At 49.3% G+C, this 17,376-nt stretch carries 12 protein-coding genes and 2 tRNA genes; 6 read left to right on the forward strand and 8 right to left on the reverse strand.

What is annotated here, in order from left to right; translation table 11 throughout:
* Nucleotides 1-53: 53 nt before the first annotated feature.
* From BLU99_RS09130 to BLU99_RS09140, 3 genes are all read right to left on the reverse strand, one after another.
* A complete protein-coding gene (locus tag BLU99_RS09130) occupies nt 54-1,265 on the reverse strand; it encodes a bifunctional 3,4-dihydroxy-2-butanone-4-phosphate synthase/GTP cyclohydrolase II (protein ID WP_091901311.1) in 1,212 nt (403 codons plus the stop codon).
* Between the two features lie 28 nt (nt 1,266-1,293).
* Nucleotides 1,294-3,204, reverse strand: a complete 1,911-nt coding sequence (locus tag BLU99_RS09135; protein ID WP_091901313.1) for an LptF/LptG family permease — start codon at nt 3,202-3,204, stop codon at nt 1,294-1,296.
* A gap of 102 nt (nt 3,205-3,306) precedes the next feature.
* Complete coding sequence (locus BLU99_RS09140; protein WP_091901315.1) at nt 3,307-3,708, reverse strand: START-like domain-containing protein; 402 nt, start codon at nt 3,706-3,708, stop codon at nt 3,307-3,309.
* A 132-nt stretch (nt 3,709-3,840) separates the two neighbouring features.
* On the opposite strand from BLU99_RS09140, the gene BLU99_RS09145 reads away from it, so the two are divergent.
* Nucleotides 3,841-3,914: transfer RNA gene (locus BLU99_RS09145), tRNA-Met, on the forward strand.
* Nucleotides 3,915-3,984: 70 nt separating this feature from the next.
* On the opposite strand, the gene BLU99_RS09150 is transcribed toward BLU99_RS09145, so the two are convergent.
* Nucleotides 3,985-6,453 carry a glycoside hydrolase family 2 TIM barrel-domain containing protein gene (locus tag BLU99_RS09150; RefSeq protein ID WP_091901317.1) on the reverse strand — a complete coding sequence of 823 codons (2,469 nt, stop codon included), beginning with the start codon at nt 6,451-6,453 and terminating at the stop codon, nt 3,985-3,987.
* Nucleotides 6,453-7,628 carry a glycoside hydrolase family 88/105 protein gene (locus BLU99_RS09155; RefSeq protein ID WP_091901319.1) on the reverse strand — a complete coding sequence of 392 codons (1,176 nt, stop codon included), beginning with the start codon at nt 7,626-7,628 and terminating at the stop codon, nt 6,453-6,455. Before BLU99_RS09155 ends, BLU99_RS09150 begins: the two co-directional genes overlap by 1 nt.
* A gap of 286 nt (nt 7,629-7,914) precedes the next feature.
* Between BLU99_RS09155 and BLU99_RS09160 the strand changes: the two genes are divergently transcribed.
* The 4 genes from BLU99_RS09160 to BLU99_RS09175 all read left to right on the forward strand — a co-directional run bounded on the left by BLU99_RS09160 (nt 7,915) and on the right by BLU99_RS09175 (nt 13,964).
* Nucleotides 7,915-8,499: a helix-turn-helix domain-containing protein gene (locus tag BLU99_RS09160; RefSeq protein WP_091901321.1), complete on the forward strand. Its 585-nt coding sequence runs from the start codon at nt 7,915-7,917 to the stop codon at nt 8,497-8,499.
* Between the two features lie 12 nt (nt 8,500-8,511).
* Nucleotides 8,512-10,239, forward strand: coding sequence for an AMP-binding protein (locus BLU99_RS09165; protein WP_255397527.1), 1,728 nt, complete (start codon nt 8,512-8,514; stop codon nt 10,237-10,239).
* Between the two features lie 159 nt (nt 10,240-10,398).
* On the forward strand, nt 10,399-13,254 hold the full coding sequence (locus BLU99_RS09170) for a sugar-binding domain-containing protein (RefSeq protein WP_091901323.1): 2,856 nt from the start codon (nt 10,399-10,401) through the stop codon (nt 13,252-13,254).
* Nucleotides 13,255-13,349: 95 nt separating this feature from the next.
* Nucleotides 13,350-13,964: a DUF4840 domain-containing protein gene (locus BLU99_RS09175; protein ID WP_091901325.1), complete on the forward strand. Its 615-nt coding sequence runs from the start codon at nt 13,350-13,352 to the stop codon at nt 13,962-13,964.
* Nucleotides 13,965-14,762: 798 nt separating this feature from the next.
* On the opposite strand, the gene BLU99_RS09180 is transcribed toward BLU99_RS09175, so the two are convergent.
* The 3 genes from BLU99_RS09180 to BLU99_RS09190 form a co-directional block, all read right to left on the reverse strand.
* Nucleotides 14,763-14,835, reverse strand: a tRNA-Lys gene (locus BLU99_RS09180).
* A 68-nt stretch (nt 14,836-14,903) separates the two neighbouring features.
* Nucleotides 14,904-16,004, reverse strand: a complete 1,101-nt coding sequence (locus tag BLU99_RS09185; RefSeq protein WP_091901328.1) for an AI-2E family transporter — start codon at nt 16,002-16,004, stop codon at nt 14,904-14,906.
* The gene (locus BLU99_RS09190) at nt 16,001-16,582 is read right to left on the reverse strand and encodes a thymidine kinase (RefSeq protein ID WP_091901330.1); all 582 of its coding nucleotides are present in this window, start codon (nt 16,580-16,582) and stop codon (nt 16,001-16,003) included. The genes BLU99_RS09185 and BLU99_RS09190 overlap by 4 nt, the downstream gene beginning before the upstream one ends.
* 95 nt (nt 16,583-16,677) lie before the next feature.
* Here BLU99_RS09190 and rsmI point away from each other — a divergent pair, with 95 nt between their 5' ends.
* Nucleotides 16,678-17,376, forward strand: a complete 699-nt coding sequence (gene rsmI / locus BLU99_RS09195) for a 16S rRNA (cytidine(1402)-2'-O)-methyltransferase (protein WP_091901331.1) — start codon at nt 16,678-16,680, stop codon at nt 17,374-17,376.

A 17,376-nucleotide genomic window follows, 5' to 3' on the forward strand; every position in this document is an offset into this window, starting at 1 on the left:
AAGATATGTGCCACTTTTTCGTTATTTGGAGCGAAAAAGTGACAAATTGAGAGTTATTTCAGATGAAGGGTGTGTCCCATGCGTATTTTCTTCGTCTCCAGATAACGGAAGTTGAAGGGATTCGGGGTCACCTCAATGGGTACGTTCTCGATAATCTCCAGGCCGTAAGCCTCCAGTCCGACACGTTTCACGGGGTTATTGGTCAGCAGGCGCATCTTATGAACGCCGAGATGACGAAGCATCTGTGCACCACAACCATAGTCTCGCTCATCGGGTTTGAACCCTAGATGTACGTTGGCATCCACTGTGTCAAGTCCCTCCTCTTGCAGTTTATAGGCGGCAATTTTATTCATCAGTCCGATACCTCGTCCTTCCTGTTGCATATAGATAACTACCCCCTTGCCTTCCTTCTCGATGGCTTGCATGGCTTTGTGCAGCTGTTCGCCGCAGTCGCATCGTTTGCTGCCCAGAATATCGCCAGTCATACAACTGGAATGAACACGCACCAAGATAGGCTCTTCTTCCTTCCATTCGCCTTTAATCAGTGCGATATGCTCGAGACCATTGCTCTTCTGACGGAAAGGAATCAGTCGGAAATGACCGTAGTCCGTAGGCATATCCACTTCTTCGCCGACTTCGATGAGTGACTCTTTCTTCAGTCGGTAGGCAATCATATCTTTGATGCTGATGATTTTCAAGTTCCATTCCTTGGCCATTTCCATCAGTTGTGGCAGTCGTGCCATGCTGCCATCCTCGTTCATGATCTCCATAAGGGCACCGGCGGGATAGAGTCCAGCCATCTTACAGAGGTCTATGGCAGCTTCTGTGTGTCCGCTACGGCGGAGTACACCGTTCTCTTGGGCATAGAGTGGGTTTACATGTCCTGGTCGTCCGAAGGTCTCTGGGGTCGACTGTGGATCGGCCAGTGCTTTGATGGTTTCCGCTCGGTCGTGGGCGGAGACACCGGTGGTGCATCCTTCCAATTTATCGACGGTGACCGTAAAAGGCGTGCCTAGCACAGAGGTGTTATCCTGTACCTGATGAGGTAGATCCAGTTCCTTGCAGCGCTCGATGGTGATGGGGGCACAGAGTACGCCTCTGGCATGTTTCAACATAAAGTTCACCTTTTCTGCCGTTATTTTTTCTGCGGCGATGATGAGGTCGCCCTCGTTCTCGCGGTCTTCGTCGTCTACGACGATGACGAAATTGCCTTTACCGAACTCTTCGACGGCTTCTTCTATGTTGTCAAGTCTCATTTCTTCCATAATATGTACACCTTATTATATATATTAGCTATTCTTGTTGCCCGGCCAGTTCCAGAGCTCTAGGGATAATCTGCTCACTGGTATGACGGATCGTACGTAGGTCTTTATATAGTCTCAGACGGAATCTCAGCATCCTGAAGTAGAAGAAGATGCCAAGGGGTAGGATAAGACCTGTCGCTATGTTCAGCCATTTGTGACGGAACGGACGAGTATGGGCATGAGTGGCTATGATGGGGTAATTGTTCAGTTCTGTAAGTATCAACTTATCTCTGGTATAGCTGAGATCTTCAATAGTCTCTTCCAGTTTCTCGTTGATGGTTTCCATTTGCTGGTCATCACCGGCATGGAAGAACACGTTGATAGGATTGGGCCAGCGCAGGAGTTTGCGTGTCTCGCTGTAGCTTTCAATTTCCTCGTTGACGTTTTTCAGTTTCTCAGCATCCAGAGCATACTTCGGGTCCTCTATAATCACCTCTTTCCGGTAGATGTGTCGTTTCATGCGTAAACCGAGCACTCGCATGACTATGGTCTTATAGAGATCGATGTTGAATACCACGGAGTCTTTGTTGGCTTTGTAGGTAAAGAATGCTGCCACGGGTGTGAGCACCGTCGAGGAGATGAGCATGCCAAACGGTACAGTCCACTGATCCTCGCGGGCCATTCTGTAGCCTGTGTTGTCGATGATATAATAGATGATGAATACCAGGACTGAAATGATGACAGGTACACCCAAACCTCCTTTTCTGATGATGGCTCCCAATGGTGCTCCGATGAAGAAGAAGATAATGCATGTCAGTGACAGCGTGAACTTCTTGATGGCCTCTATCTGGTGACTGCGATAGTAGCGGTGTAAACTCTTGGCGTAATCGCCTTTCATCTCCATGTCGCTCATCGTCGACTGCACCTGACTGAGCGCACCTCTCACGGCCTCTTGTTTCTTGGAGGTCTTCAGTCGTGCGTATAACGAGTCGAAGCAGACGTCCTCTGAGGTAACCTCCTTGAGTACCTTCACGGAGTCCTCTTTATTTACGTTGGGGAGTCGAAGGTGATAAGACTTCGATTCTCTATAGTATGCGAGTCCTACACTGTCATTGAACTCCTTGATCGAGTCGATGTCGTGCATGATCTTGTTAAGGCTCTTGGCACTGGCACTACCGGAGATGTCGTTAAGGTCAGCCAGATTGAATCCTCCGTCGAAATCGAGTAGGATACGTTTGGTGACAAAGGTCTCACGGCGATAGGGAATGCTGGCGGTACTACCAAGGTCCTGTGACCGCATATTCTCAAACCACTCACCGCTGTAGAGATTCAGCAGCAGGTGCTTTTTCTCTGCTGTCGACTGTATCATACCTGAGTCAGCCAGGATGATGGCCTGATCCTCATAGCTGCCTGTCTGCCGGTAAATCATGATACCGTAGAGCATGCCGGTGGTGAGGTCTTTTTTCTGGACGTAGATATTCGAGCCAGCGATACCATCGTAGAAGATACCTTCTGGTATCTCCAACTCCGGGCTCTTCTGCTTCATGGATATCAGTAGCTGGTAGAAAGAGAGATTGGCTTTTGGGCCGATGACGTCCTGAAAGAAATAGGAGACACCAGCGATCATCACAACGATGACGATCAGTGGACGGAAGGCCTGCATCAGTGATATACCCGCAGCTTTAATGGCTGTCAGTTCCGAGCTCTCTCCCATGTTTCCGAAAGCAATCAAAGAGGATAGCAGTATTGCCAGGGGGAGTGCCTGCGGCAATAGCATCAGGCCCATGTACCAGAGGAACTGTGCCATGATGTCCAACGAAAGACCCTTTCCGATCAGTTCGTCCACATAGCGCCACAGGAACTGCATCATCAACACAAACTGGCAGATGAAGAAGGTGCCAATGAACAGCAGTCCGAACTGCTTGGTGATGAATATGTCTAATTTCTTAATCCGGAACATTTCTATTTTGCGCCTTACGGGCTGCAAAATTACAATAAAAATGTCAGACTACAACAATTTTGTCTCTTAATTCTTAATTCTTAACGCTTGATTCGCCCATCGTTACAGTCCACTTGTACGGTGCAGTCTATCAAGGTTCCCCGCCCAAAGGTTCCGCAAGTCTTCTTCCTCTTCCCTGCCGGCAAAGTCGGTGATAAGCAGATTCCACTGTCCTGTCAAGTCGCTCTTCTCGATGCGCATCTCAAGATAGGTGTCTTCATCTTCGTCCTCATCCCATTTCAGACGGATATGGTCGTACTTCACATATTCGATGAGTTGTGCGGTGTGCACGTCCTGTTCTGTCCATGGCTCTCCCCAAGTGAAGGTGAATACGCCATCCGCTTCATCCACATGGTCTGCCATCCATCGTTCCAGTCCGTGGGCGCTACTGATAAGATCCCAGATGATGTTGGGTGACTTGGCTGTCAGCGGATACTCGATGTCGATTCTGCCGTTATTCGTCATGTTTTGTAGTTCTTAGTTATTTGATGCTTGCTGCAAAATTAATATTTTTCCCGGAATAAAAAAGATTTTTCCCCAAAAAATTTTGTGGAATGAAAAAATATGCCTACCTTTGCACCCGCTTAACAGCAAGACGGCGGGATAGCTCAGCTGGTTAGAGCGCATGATTCATAATCATGAGGTCGCCGGTTCAATCCCGGCTCCCGCTACGAAAAAAGGCAGTTTCTTTATGGGAACTGCCTTTTTCCTTTATACGAATTATAGCCGAACGTTTGTTTCTTAATGCGTCTCCATTTGGAGCTTGACAGCCTTGAAGTCGTCGCTTCGTGTGGTCAGTGTAATCTTTGATGGCTGACGACCGGCCCGGAGGATGACCATGGCTGAGCCGTTCCAGAGATGTCGACGGTTGGTGACATTCAACTCATCGCTGTTGATGTCTCCATTGGTGACGGCCACGATGCGGGCATCGCCAGTAACTTCGAAGCGCAGTTCGTCCTGTGCCATCGGCACGCGACGCCCTTTGCTGTCGACAGCCTCGATGCGTACATGCATCAGATCGGTACCGTCGGCCTGCCATCTGATAGGCTCGTTGGTAGCTGTGAGTCTGACGGCCTTGCCAACCGTCTCTATCCTGTGACGAGCCACGGGCTTCAGTTGGAGATCGGGCAATTTGGACAGAGCCGAATGGTGACGCTGATCAGAAGATGGAACCTTATTGTAGGCAATGGCTTCGAGTTTGCCGTCTTGATAGGTGATATGGTCCCATTTAATCTGGTTACGCTGCTTGGGATTGTCTTTTGGATTCACTTTCTTTCCCAGACTTTTGCCGTTGAGCAACAGTTCCACCTCGTCGGCATTGGTATAGGTGATTAGGGAAACCTGAGTGCCAGACTGTCGGCACCAGTGGTCGCTCATGCCGTCGTTGCCCGTCTGTATGCCATTCCACATTACATCGTTTTTCGAGTCGATGACAGCAATATGGACCATCGGCTCTTCTGGTTTGAACATTGAACGCATGAGCCATGCTTTAGGTTTCGGTTCCAACGAGATGTCGAATACACCCTGTGCCCAACCTTTAGCGGGCCACCCTTGACTCTCACCGAGATAGTCGATGGCACCCCAGTAAGCCAGTCCGACGACCTTGTCAAGATCCATCTCGAAGAAGTTCGGTCCCATAGCAGCTATCGACGCCTCACTCTGGTAGAACGTCATCCATGGAAAGCGCCGTCCGTCACCGGGGAAATACATATAACGATAGTTGTAAGCTTGGATATCGGTTTGCATAGCCAAGTCGTGTGGCAGTGAGTCCGTTTCCCAGTTACGGTAGCGTGGGTGCATGGCCACGGTGACGAGACGGGTCGAATCATAACGCTCGAGAAGGGTCTTCTGTAGTTTATACATTGTCACCCCGAAATCGTTGAACGGCATGTTCGGGTCCTGCTGCAGTTCGTTGCCCAGACTCCAAAGGATGACCGACGGGGAGTTCCGATCGCGCTTCACCCATTCAGGGACTTCTTCCTGCCAATGCCTTTCAAAGGGCACTTTACCACCGGTATGCTGCTGGGTCCATTTGTCGTAGAGCTCGTCGACAACGAGTATGCCGTGTTTGTCACAGAGCTTGATAAAATCACGACTATAAGGGTTATGAGACGTGCGGATATGATTCATGCCGAACTCTTTCATCAGTAGGATGCGCTTCTCGATGGCTCTGGGATAGGCGGCTGCACCGAGAGCGCCGAGGGTATGGTGGTTGGCATAGCCTTTCAGGAGCACCTTGCGACCGTTGAGCTTCAGTCCGAAGTCTGGACCGAAGTCGATGGTACGGATACCAAACTGGTCGTTGGTCTCGTCGGCAACCGTTCCGTCCTCGCGTAATAACTGTGCCTTAACGGTATAGAGACGAGGCCTGTTGATATCCCATAACTGTGGGTCGGGGATACGCACGTCGGTGATAATGCGCTCTTCCTGATGACGGGTCATCTTGTGTCGTCTTATGGCGATGGTATCACCGTAGACAATCTCGTTGTCGGGTGACAGAATATGAACTGCGATATGTGTAGCCTCGTCCTTGGTGCGGTTGGTGAACTCGGCAGAGATACTGACGAATCTGTTCTCTTTAGTGGTGATATAAAGCGGATGACGTCCGAAGAACAGATCTTTCGGGGTAGTGACGATACGCACATCTCGGAATAGTCCGCCACCTGTATACCAGCGGGAGTTGCCCGGCTCACGAGTGTCGGCAACGACCTCAATAAGGTTGTCCTCGCCATATCTCAGACTATCGGTAATATCAATCTCGAAACCTACATACCCGTAGTTGGTGCCGCCGATGCGCTGGTGGTTGAGTAGTACCTCGGCTGTATACATGATGCCCTCGAAGTCGAGCAGTACTCGTTGTCCTCTCAGTTCCTCTGACGGAACATAGTGTAGACGGTAATACCCTTTCCCCATTTCCTTGAACCCCCGACTAGACAGACGACTCTTGATGTTTGCCGCCACATCGGTATTGTCGGCTTTTTCGTCGGCAGCAGGTGCTACCCAAGGCTGTTCTATCTGGAAGTCATGAGGCACATCCACTTGTTTCCATTCACCCTCATCATTCAGACGGAACTCCCAACCGAAGTTCAGACTTTCCGTTGTGCGCTGGGCAGATGCTTTTGTTGAATACAGAGATCCGGAAATACAGAGAACCAGATAAAATACTAGTCCTCTGTACCTCTTTGCTTTATTCAGATGTCGTCTTTTCATTATTTCACGAGCTTATAGTATTCTGTTCCACCGAGGAGAAAGCAGCCTGTACCATAGTCCTCGAAGTCTGGTACCTTCGTGTAGGAAAGCGGTTGACCATCCGAGGGGGCTTTTCCTGTACCCTGTACCCAACCGAGGAAACCGTTAGGATGTACGCAGTCGCGTACCAGTCCCTCCCAGGCTCGGTCGCAGACGGACTTGTATTTTTTTTCTTTTAGGATTCCCTTCCGGATACCCCACGCCATACCGTAGAGGAAAAGTGCCGTGCCCGTCGTCTCTTTGCCGCCAAAGTCGGCATATGATACGAGACTCGGGTTCCACAGCCCATCTTCTGGACGCTGACAAGCCTTGAGGGCGCTGCTCATCAACAGGAAGTCTTTCTTGAGTTCCTTATAGTACTGGTCTTTGGGTGACAACTGGTTCATGCAACGTACAAGGGCAGCGTATACCCAACCGTTGCCCCGGCTCCAGTAGCAGTTCTTACCGTCGGGTGTCTGATAGGGTGCCACGAAGTCCTTATCTCTCCACCATAGGCCCTCCCGCTCGTTGAAAAGTCCGCCTGCCAGTGTGTCACGGGTCCATCGGTACATCTTCATCGCGTGATCGGCATATCGGCGGTCGCCTGTTACCTTATATACTTGCATATAAAGCGGCATGGCCATCTGGATGGCGTCGATCCATGTCCACCAGCCATACAACTCGCCGTTGGCGTTGGTCTCTCGTAGAGCCTGCTTAACCGAGGCCTTGGTGTTGGGCGTGCTCATCTGATTGTTCAGGTTTGTGATGACATGTATGATTTTCTCCTTGCCACCACTCTGGAGGTAACGGTCTACGTAGGTCTGACCGCAGCACTGGTCGTCGGCATCATTGGTCTTCACCCCGTTACGTGGCGTCCATTGGTGAAAACAGGCCCAACGGTCGGTATAGTCTATGTAACGCTCGTCAGCATCAATCTCATAGAGTGCCATCAGTCCTTCGTAATAGACACCTCGTGTCCAAAGCGAAGAGGGGCGGATACGACCTACGTTCGTGGGAAGGGTAGGGTCGGAGTGCTTCGCCATGAAGTAATTGTTCACTTGGCGCAGTATGTTCATCACCTCATTCGCTTTCTCTCCTTGAGCATATGTGACCGTAACTGTCAACAGAACTATTATGGTCAGGAATATCTTTCTCATTGTCTTGTAGTTTTAGTCTGTTATAATCTGCTTGCAAAGATAGGCAAATTCCATGGAACCGTCGTTCTTTTTGCCAAAAAACAAAGCCTTTCTCGCAAAAACTATAGTCGATGCGTTTACATCATTTATACCTCTTTTTTATTGTCGTATCTGGCTACGTCATGATGCCTGCATAAGAAAAATGCCGCGAAATGTGTTAATCTTCTAAAAACAGGCCGATATTTCCTTATAATTTAGTACTTTTGCGTCCAAATTTCAAAAAAATCATTATTTTATCGTTGTTTTTATGCCCAATAGTAATACATTTGTGGGATCCAAAATCAAAGGGATCAGGGAATCGAAAAACATCTCTATCGAGGAGATGTCCGAGCGTAGTGGTCTTTCTGAAGACCAGATATTATCCATAGAAAACGATCAGAATCTACCTTCGTTAGGGCCGCTGATCAAGATAGCCAGAGCACTGGGTGTGCGTCTAGGTACGTTTATGGATGATAATGATGCGCTAGGTCCCGTGGTTTGTCGGGCAGAAGAGCGCGAACAGAACAGTAGCATCAGTTTCTCCAATGGTGCAGCCGACGCACGGAAACACATGGAGTACCATCCGTTGGCAAAGCAGAAGGCTGGTCGTCACATGGAGCCGTTTGTGATTGATATCAACCCCAGCGAGGAGAAAGAATTCCAGTTATCTGCCCATGAGGGTGAGGAATTTATCTATGTGATGAGTGGTGAGGTGGAGATTGCCTATGGTAAAGAGACCTATCAGTTGAAGGAGGGCGACAGCATCTTCTATGATTCGATTGTGAAGCATCATGTGCATGGTGCCCCCGGCAAATCAGCTAAAATCTTGGCAGTAGTCTATATTCCCTTCTAATTACCCTGAGACATGAGTAAAGTGAAATTAGATATGGCAGGACGTCCGCTTCCTGATAGGACATATCCTGCTGAGACTGGAAGTACAGGCTACACCCTCTCTGAGCGTACCCTCGGTCAGTGGCTCGAATACTGGGCAGAAACCACGCCCGATAAGGAATACATCGTTTACTCGGATAGAGACTTACGTTTCACATGGAGTAAGTTCAACGAACGTGTGGATAATCTGGCCAAGGGCCTGATTGCCATTGGCGTGAAGAAAGGCTCGAATGTGGGTATTTGGGCAACGAACGTTCCCGACTGGCTCACCTTTCTTTATGCGACCGCCAAGATCGGTGCAGTGCTGGTAACGGTGAATACCAACTATAAGCAGAACGAACTGGAGTATCTTTGTAAGGACTCCGACATGCATACCCTTTGTATCACCGATGGTACATGGGATTGCAATTATGTCGATATGACCTATACGATGTTGCCGGAACTGAAGAGTTGCGAGCGCGGTCATCTGAACAGTGAGCGTTTCCCTTATATGAAGAATGTGGTGTTCATCGGCATGGAGAAATACCGTGGCATGTACAATACCGCAGAGTTGCTGTTGTTGGGACAGAACGTAGAGGATAAGGAACTCAACGAGATGAAGAGTCAGGTGAACTGCTATGATGTATGCAATATGCAGTATACGTCGGGTACGACTGGCTTCCCCAAGGGAGTGATGCTAACGCATTACGGTATCGCCAACGATGGCTATTTCACGGGCGAGAACATGGGCTTTACACAGGACGACAAACTCTGTGTCTGTGTGCCATTGTTCCACTGCTTTGGTGTGGTGCTCGCCACGATGAACTGTCTGACACACGGCTGTACGGAGGTGGTGGTCGAGAAATTTGATCCCCTCGTGGTGTTGGCTTCTATCCATAAAGAAAGGTGTACGGCCGTTTATGGTGTACCAACGATGTTCATCGCGGAACTGAACCACCCCATGTTTGATATGTTCGACCTGACGTGTCTCCGTACGGGTATCATGGCAGGTTCGCTCTGTCCTGTGGAACTGATGAAACAGGTCAGCGAGAAGATGTATATGACCATTACGAGTGTGTACGGTCTGACGGAGTCTTCGCCTGGTATGACGCAGACCTGTCTGAACGACACCTTTGAGCAGCGTTGCACCACTGTGGGGCGTGACTATCCGTTCGTCGATGTGAAGGTGCTCGACCCCGAGACCGGCGAGGAGTGTCCTGTCGGTGTGCAGGGCGAGATGTGCTGTAAGGGCTTCAACGTGATGAAGGGCTATTATAAGAACCCGACGGCCACAGCTGAGGTGATCGACAAGAACGGCTATCTGCACTCAGGTGATTTGGGCGTGAAGGATGAGCAAGGATTCTATAAGATTACGGGTCGTATCAAGGATATGATCATCCGTGGTGGCGAGAATATCTATCCGCGTGAGATTGAGGAGTTCCTCTATCACATGCCTGGCATCCGCGATGTACAGGTGGCTGCAGTGCCTTCGAAGAAATATGGTGAGGCTGTCGGTGCCTTCATTATCCTTGAAGAGGGTGTAACGATGACCCCGGAGGATGTGCAGTTGTTCTGTCGTGGTAAGATTGCCCGTTATAAAATTCCGAAGTACGTGTTCTTTATTGATCAGTTCCCCCTGACGGGGTCTGGTAAGATTCAGAAGTTCAAGTTAAAGGAGATGAGTCTCGGCCTCTGCGAAAAATTAGGTATTGAGGTTGTCTGATCGTATAACAGGAATCCCGGAAAAGCACCTTGTTTTTCCGGGATTCTTTAACTCACATTAACACCCCTTCTTTTGCCCACTAATATCTTTTGGCTATCTTTGCAATCCGAATCCTATAGCTATGTTGTGGGGTTCATAAAGACTAACCAATAAAACAAGATGAGAAAGGCTTTTCTTTTTTTTTGTGCCTTCTGCAGCCTGCTGTCTCAGGCTCAGCAGACGCTTGACCTGACGGGTTCATGGGACTTCTCCGTAGGCGATACTGCTAGATATGATGAATATGTAATGTTGCCCGGCTCGATGTTGACTAATGGGAAAGGTGATCCTGTGACGGTCAATACCAGATGGACTGGCTCGCTCTACGACTCGTCCTACTATTTTAACCCCTATATGGAGAAATATCGGGTGGAAGGCCAGATGAAGTTCCCTTTCTTTCTCACCCCGGAACACCACTACGTGGGAAAGGCATGGTATAAGAAAGATATCTACGTCCCCCAGTCATGGGAACGACAGCATATCACACTGTTTCTGGAGCGCCCGCATATAGAGACGACGGTCTTTGTCAATGGTCAGAGGGTGGGACATCAGCTGTCGCTCTCTACCCCCCATCAGTATGACGTGTCTGACCTGATCAGACCAGGCATGCGGAATACAATCGAGGTCTGTGTATACAATGGGATAGATAATGTGGGAGTCGGTCAGGACTCACATAGCGTCACAGACCAGACACAAGGCAACTGGAACGGAATCACCGGACGTATGGAACTTCGGGTGCAGCCTCGCAAACTTTATATCAAGCAGGTTAGGATCACACCTTATCCATTCAAGGGGTATGTCAACCTAAAAGTTGTACTTGGCGGTGAGGTGAACCCGCTCTATACGCTTGATGTGATGGGGGTGACTGTCCAACAGGACAAGGAGAATGCCTATGCCTTTATGATGAGTTATGACCTGAGGGGCAAGACCATGTCGGTAGATGTGCCCGTCGGAACGGAGGTCGCTCTGTGGGATGAGTTTCATCCTCAACTATACCGTTTAGGCATAGGCGTCGGTGACGATTATTATGAGACCACTTTCGGCATGCGTGAAATCAAGGCCGAGGGGCGACAGTTGTATATCAACGGTCGGCCTCTGTTCCTGCGTGGAACCGTAGAGAACTGCTGTTTCCCGGAGACGGGTTATCCGCCCACAGACGAGGAGTCGTGGACCAGAATTCTTGCGAAGGTCAAGGAGTATGGTCTGAATCATGTGCGTTTTCATTCCTATTGCCCGCCGGAGGCAGCCTTTGTCGCTGCGGATAAGTTGGGCATCTATCTTCAGCCGGAGGGACCGTCGTGGCCGAATCATGGTGTAAAACTTCGGAGAGGACAGGTAATCGACCAGTACCTGCTGGATGAGTCGAAACGTATCGTTGATACCTATGGTCATCATCCGTCGTTCGTGATGATGGCGGCAGGTAATGAGCCCGCCGGCGACTGGGTGGCCTATTGCAATGACTGGGTGAGGGAGATGAAACGATACGACCCGACAAGACTCTACTGCGGAGCGTCGGTCGGTGGCGGCTGGGCATGGGACGATGGTTCTGAGTATCATGTGAAGGGCGGTGCCAGAGGGCTGGACTGGGACCGCAATGCTCCTCATGCCGATGACGATTATTACGACCAGATTCTACGTCCGAGGAACTATCGGGACACGACCGATAATAACACCCCTGTCATTGCCCATGAACAGGGACAGTGGTGCGCCTTCCCAGATTTCAAGGAAATCCCGCAATATACGGGTGTTTACAAGGCCCGAAACTTTGAGATTTTCCGAGACTTGTTGCGTGATCACGGCATGGCATCGCAGGCTGAGAAATTCCTGATGGCCAGTGGTAAGTTGCAGACACTCTGTTATAAATATGAGATTGAAAGGAATTTGCGTACTCGTGACTATGGCGGTTTTCAACTCCTGGGACTGAACGACTATAGCGGACAAGGTACCGCTCTAGAGGGTGTGCTCAATGTGCATTGGCAGGAGAAAGGCTATACGACGGCAGATGAGTGGCGTGAGTTCTGCTCGCCTGTCGTCGCCTTGGCTCGGTTCCCGAAGTTCGTCTATACGACAGCCGACACACTGGTGGTGCCCATCGAGGCTTATAATGCCGTGTATGGTGATGTCATAAATGTTCGTACCTCTTATTATATTTATGACGATAGTATGAAGGTGTATGCTGGTGGCGTGTTGTCCTTAAAGGATCTGCCGTTAGGGAAAAATATTCCCATCGGAACTGTACGCTTCCCCCTTGACAGCATCTCGCGACCCTGTAAACTGACACTTCATGTGACCATGGCAGGAGAGTTGAAGAATCACTGGGATTTTTGGGTCTATCCGAACGAATCGACCGACGTGCAATTTGTCAACACGCAGATTCATATCGCTGACACCCTTGATGCTGAGGCACTGCAGGTTTTGGAAAAAGGTGGCAAGGTGCTGTTGACGGCGGCAGGGAAGGTTCGCCTCGGTAGTGATGTGGTACAGCACTACCTGCCGGTGTTCTGGAATACCTCATGGTTTAAGATGAGACCGCCTCATACTACGGGAGCCTATATCGATAAGACGCATCCACTCTTCAAGTACGACTTCCCCACCGACGATTGGGGTAACCTGAACTGGTGGGAGCTGCTGAACAAGGCACAGGTGATGAATCTCATGGAGTTCCCGAAGGACTACCAGTCACCGATACAACCTATCGATACCTGGCACGTCAGTCGTAAACTGGGCATGCTGGTCGAGGCTAGCGTCCTGAAAGGCAAACTGTTGATGACCACCATGGACGTCTCCTCCGACCTGGAGCACCGTGTCGTGGCAAGGCAGATGCGCCGGGCGATCCTTTCCTATATGGAGAGCGATGATTTCCACCCGTCGACCGTGCTTCATCCACAGGTCATCACAGACCTGTTCACAAAACAGGGACCGCAGGTGAATATGTTTACAAACGAGTCGCCGGATGAATTGAAGCCGAAGGTTAAGTAGGTTAAAGAAAGTTAAGTGTCTCTTCAGTGCTGCAAGATTTATCTACATTCGCAGTTCCAATAATAATAGAAACAGATAATAAACAATTAATAGAAATGAAAGCAACGAAATTTTTAAGTGTTCTTTTTTGCGGTCTGACCGCTTTGTGTGTCACCTCATGTATCAATGACGATGATGATAATGAGAAAATCGTACCTCTAACCAAGGAACAAGTAGCCCAGTGCTATCAGATGATTAAAGGAAACTATACCGGTCATCTGGTCTTCTCCGTGAAAAACGCGGCAACCTCACAGAATGGCGTTGACTCAGTGGCCACCACATGGTCGGTCATCAATGACAGTACTATCACTGTCGACAAGTTCCCTGCTAAATTGATAGCAGACGTAGTTACTAATACAAACATGAAGGAAGCGCTTGCAAAGGCAGATCCTCAGACCTTGACGTGCTATTATGGATTTATCAGCAACTCCCCGATACAGTTCCTTGTCAACCCGATGACCCTGAATTATACGCTGAACTACGGTGGAGCGGAACACAAGGTAAGTGTGGCTTTCTATGTGAACTCCCCTTATTCGTTTGGAGCATACGACTATCAGAAGACCATTATGGAGATGCAGTTACTTGTCGGTGCTGTCTATGAGGATGGGAAAACAACGACATATCTCCGTGAGACAACACCCCTCGTGTTCTCTTCGAAGAAGAAGAACTAAATGTTAAATAAGTATTAAAAGGCGTTTGCTGAGGATATTCTTCCGGAATAATTCCTATATTTGCCGTGAGCTAACTATTTAATTGTATGTGCTTATGTCGACTAAGAACGAACAAAACGAGGAAAAGGTGAAGAATGATTCCCGGCAAGTAGACAGGTATGCGCCAGAGATGGAGACATCCATCTGGTATAGTTAAAAAAGACAAGGGGTGCTGCCCATTCGGTTCGCACCCCTTACTTTTGTTGTTTAGTCAAGTGGTTCTGACCAGTAATCGCTAAGTGCTAATAATTGCAGGTTCTCTCTCATTGGGATAACCCGCATTGCAGGTTTCTTGTATGCATCGTGCTTTGCTTTATTTGTTTTCATAATCGTAATTGTTAGTATGTGCTTATGTCGACTAAGAACGAACAAAACGAGGAAAAGGTGAAGAATGATTCCCGGCAAGTAGACAGGTATGCGCCAGAGATGGAGACATCCATCTGGTATAGTTAAAAAAGACAAGGGGTGCTGCCCATTCGGTTTGTACCCCTTACTTTTGTTCTTGTTGTTTAGTCATCCTCTGCTCCGTCAATACTGCTAACTGCTAGTAATTGCAGGTTCTCTCTCATTTGGATAACCCGCATTGCAGGTTTCTCGTATGCATCGTGCTTTGCTTTATTTGTCTTCATAATCGTAATTGTTAGTTTGTGTTAAAGATTGATTATGCAAATATATGAAGATATTTGTAATAGAGTACGATCATTCTAATTAAATAATGTTAAAAAAGAAGAAAGAAGTCGGGAGACCTCTTTCTTCTTGTGACTCGTTTGGGGCTCGAACCCAAGACCCCAACATTAAAAGTGTTGTGCTCTACCAACTGAGCTAACGAGTCGACCTCTTATGGGTGATTTTTTTCAAAATCGCGTGCAAAGGTACGATGTTTTTTTTAATCTGCCAAATTTATTCGGAGGATTTTTCTTCTACCAGATCATTTTCCTTCTCTTTCGTGACGTATTGCTGGTAGTAGGTGATGAGCAGGGTGGTGAGCGGTAGCGCGATAATAAGACCGATAAAACCGAGCAAGGCACCCCATACCGAGAGACTAAGCAGTAGGATGGCGGGGTTGAGGCGCATGGCCTTACCCATGATTTTCGGTGTGACGATCAGGTCGCAGATGAGTTGGACGACAATGAAGACAGCCAGGGCCGTGGCGAGGATGAACCAGAAGTTCTGACCGGTATCGGCCGATTTCAGCAGGGCAAGCAGAACGGTCGGTATCAGGGCCAGCGTATGCAGATAGGGCACGAGGTCCATGATGCCAATTAAAATGCCGAGACCGATGGCCATGGGGAAGTCGATGATGGTGAACCCGATACAGAAGAGTACGCCCATGATCAGGGCAACAAGCCCCTGTCCGCGGATATAGTTGTTAAGTTCGCGCTCAACGCCGTTCATCAGCTCTTGCCAGAAGGGCCTGTTCTTCTTCGGGAAGATCTTGATCCAGTTGTTGGTCAAGTATTCGTAGTCGAGCAGGATGAAGAACATATATAATAAGGTGATAAACGAGGCGATGATACTGATGATGATACTCGCGGTCTCACCGAGAACGGTGAAAAGTCCGGGCATAACGGTCTTGATGCTCTCTGTGAAGGTACCGCTACGGAAGAACCGCTCGATGTCGCGCTGGTTGTTCTGTATCCACTGTTGGATAGCTCCCGGTATATCCCTGATGTTGGCTGACTTCTGGATATAGTCGGAAGCCAGAGATCCTAGCTTCTGGAACTGCTCGATCATCGGTGGAATGATCAGGTAGATGATGCCTGAGATGACTGCGATGACCACAATCATAGACACCAAGATACTCAAGGCCCGTCCTGGTACATGGAGACGGTATTGCACGAACTTCACCATGGGATACAAGAGGTAGGCGAAAAGCCAGGCCACGACGAAGGGCAGTAATACACTACTGAGGTAATCGATGAACAGCAGTACAACGACTACCAGCAGACCGCCTCCGATCCAACGTACAAGACGGTCGAGGGTAATGGTTTTTTCTCTCATTTCTCTTCTTGTATTGCTTTCTGATAACACTCCCTGCAGAGCGGCTCGTATTCCTGCGTCTCACCAAGGAGCACGCGTTGGGATCCTTCTACAGTACGATGGCTCACGTAGGCAAGATTTCCGCAGCGCACACAGATGGCGTGCACCTTGGTCACGTCGTCGGCGATGGCGCAGAGGGCAGGCATCGGTCCGAAGGGAATGCCTTTATAGTCCATATCGAGGCCGGCCACGATGACACGCACGCCCCGGTTGGCCAGTTCGTTGCACACGTCGGGAAGACCCATGTCGAAAAACTGTGCCTCGTCGATACCGACCACGTCGCAGTCGGACGAGAGCAACAGAATGCTCGCCGAGGAGTCGATGGGGGTGGAAGGGATATGCGACTGGTCGTGGCTGACGACCTCCTCTTCGGAATATCTTACATCGATGGCCGGTTTGAAGATCTCCACCTTCTGTCGGGCGAACTTAGCACGGCGAAGGCGACGGATCAGTTCTTCCGTCTTGCCCGAGAACATTGAGCCGCACACCACTTCGATCCTTCCTGGGCGATGTGCCTCTCCAATCATAATTTCTGTCATAATGTTGGCAAAATTACCAAATCATTTTAAAAATTGCAAAGATTTCACCGCTTTTTTTGTCTATTCTGATAAATTGAATTATATTTGTCCCCGTTATGGGCATATTGTATATCGTTCCCACCCCAGTAGGCAATATGGAGGACATGACATTCCGTGCCGTCCGTATTTTGAGGGAAGTTGACCTCGTGCTGGCGGAAGATACCCGGACCTCGGGCATCCTGCTGAAGCATTATGATATCCATAACTCCCTCCTGTCGCATCATAAGTTTAATGAGCATGGCACGTCGGCAGCCATCGTCGGTCGTCTGCTGGGGGGTGAGAATGTGGCGCTGATCAGTGATGCCGGTACACCGGGCATCAGCGATCCTGGTTTCTTTCTCGTTCGTGAGGCGGTAAGAGCCGGTGTCGAGGTGCAGTGCCTGCCAGGAGCCACGGCCTTTGTGCCAGCCCTGGTGTCGAGTGGTCTGCCATGCGACCGTTTTGCCTTTGAGGGATTCCTGCCGCAGAAGAAGGGGCGTAAGACTAAGTTGGAGTCGCTGAAGGGCGAGGAGCGTACGATGATCTTCTACGAGTCACCCTACCGTTTGGTGAAAACACTGGAGCAGTTTGCCGAGGTGTATGGTGCCGAGCGCCAGGTGAGTGTCTGCCGGGAGATATCAAAGGTACATGAGGAGAGTGTTCGCGGAACGCTGAGTGAAGTGGTCGCTCATTTTAAGGAAAAGGAGCCGAAGGGTGAGATTGTCATCATCCTGGCAGGTTGTAATCAAAAAGAACTGAATTCCAAAACTCAATAA

The organism is Prevotella sp. lc2012 (assembly GCF_900107065.1).
Taxonomy (GTDB): domain Bacteria; phylum Bacteroidota; class Bacteroidia; order Bacteroidales; family Bacteroidaceae; genus Prevotella.

What these genes read in the sequence shown, in the direction of transcription:
- BLU99_RS09130 (WP_091901311.1), bottom strand. Translation starts at nt 1,265, where the DNA reads ATGGAAGAAATGAGACTTGACAACATAGAAGAAGCCGTCGAAGAGTTC.
- BLU99_RS09135 (WP_091901313.1), bottom strand. Translation starts at nt 3,204, where the DNA reads ATGTTCCGGATTAAGAAATTAGACATATTCATCACCAAGCAGTTCGGA.
- BLU99_RS09140 (WP_091901315.1), bottom strand. Translation starts at nt 3,708, where the DNA reads ATGACGAATAACGGCAGAATCGACATCGAGTATCCGCTGACAGCCAAG.
- BLU99_RS09150 (WP_091901317.1), bottom strand. Translation starts at nt 6,453, where the DNA reads ATGAAAAGACGACATCTGAATAAAGCAAAGAGGTACAGAGGACTAGTA.
- BLU99_RS09155 (WP_091901319.1), bottom strand. Translation starts at nt 7,628, where the DNA reads ATGAGAAAGATATTCCTGACCATAATAGTTCTGTTGACAGTTACGGTC.
- BLU99_RS09160 (WP_091901321.1), top strand. Translation starts at nt 7,915, where the DNA reads ATGCCCAATAGTAATACATTTGTGGGATCCAAAATCAAAGGGATCAGG.
- BLU99_RS09165 (WP_255397527.1), top strand. Translation starts at nt 8,512, where the DNA reads ATGAGTAAAGTGAAATTAGATATGGCAGGACGTCCGCTTCCTGATAGG.
- BLU99_RS09170 (WP_091901323.1), top strand. Translation starts at nt 10,399, where the DNA reads ATGAGAAAGGCTTTTCTTTTTTTTTGTGCCTTCTGCAGCCTGCTGTCT.
- BLU99_RS09175 (WP_091901325.1), top strand. Translation starts at nt 13,350, where the DNA reads ATGAAAGCAACGAAATTTTTAAGTGTTCTTTTTTGCGGTCTGACCGCT.
- BLU99_RS09185 (WP_091901328.1), bottom strand. Translation starts at nt 16,004, where the DNA reads ATGAGAGAAAAAACCATTACCCTCGACCGTCTTGTACGTTGGATCGGA.
- BLU99_RS09190 (WP_091901330.1), bottom strand. Translation starts at nt 16,582, where the DNA reads ATGACAGAAATTATGATTGGAGAGGCACATCGCCCAGGAAGGATCGAA.
- rsmI (WP_091901331.1), top strand. Translation starts at nt 16,678, where the DNA reads ATGGGCATATTGTATATCGTTCCCACCCCAGTAGGCAATATGGAGGAC.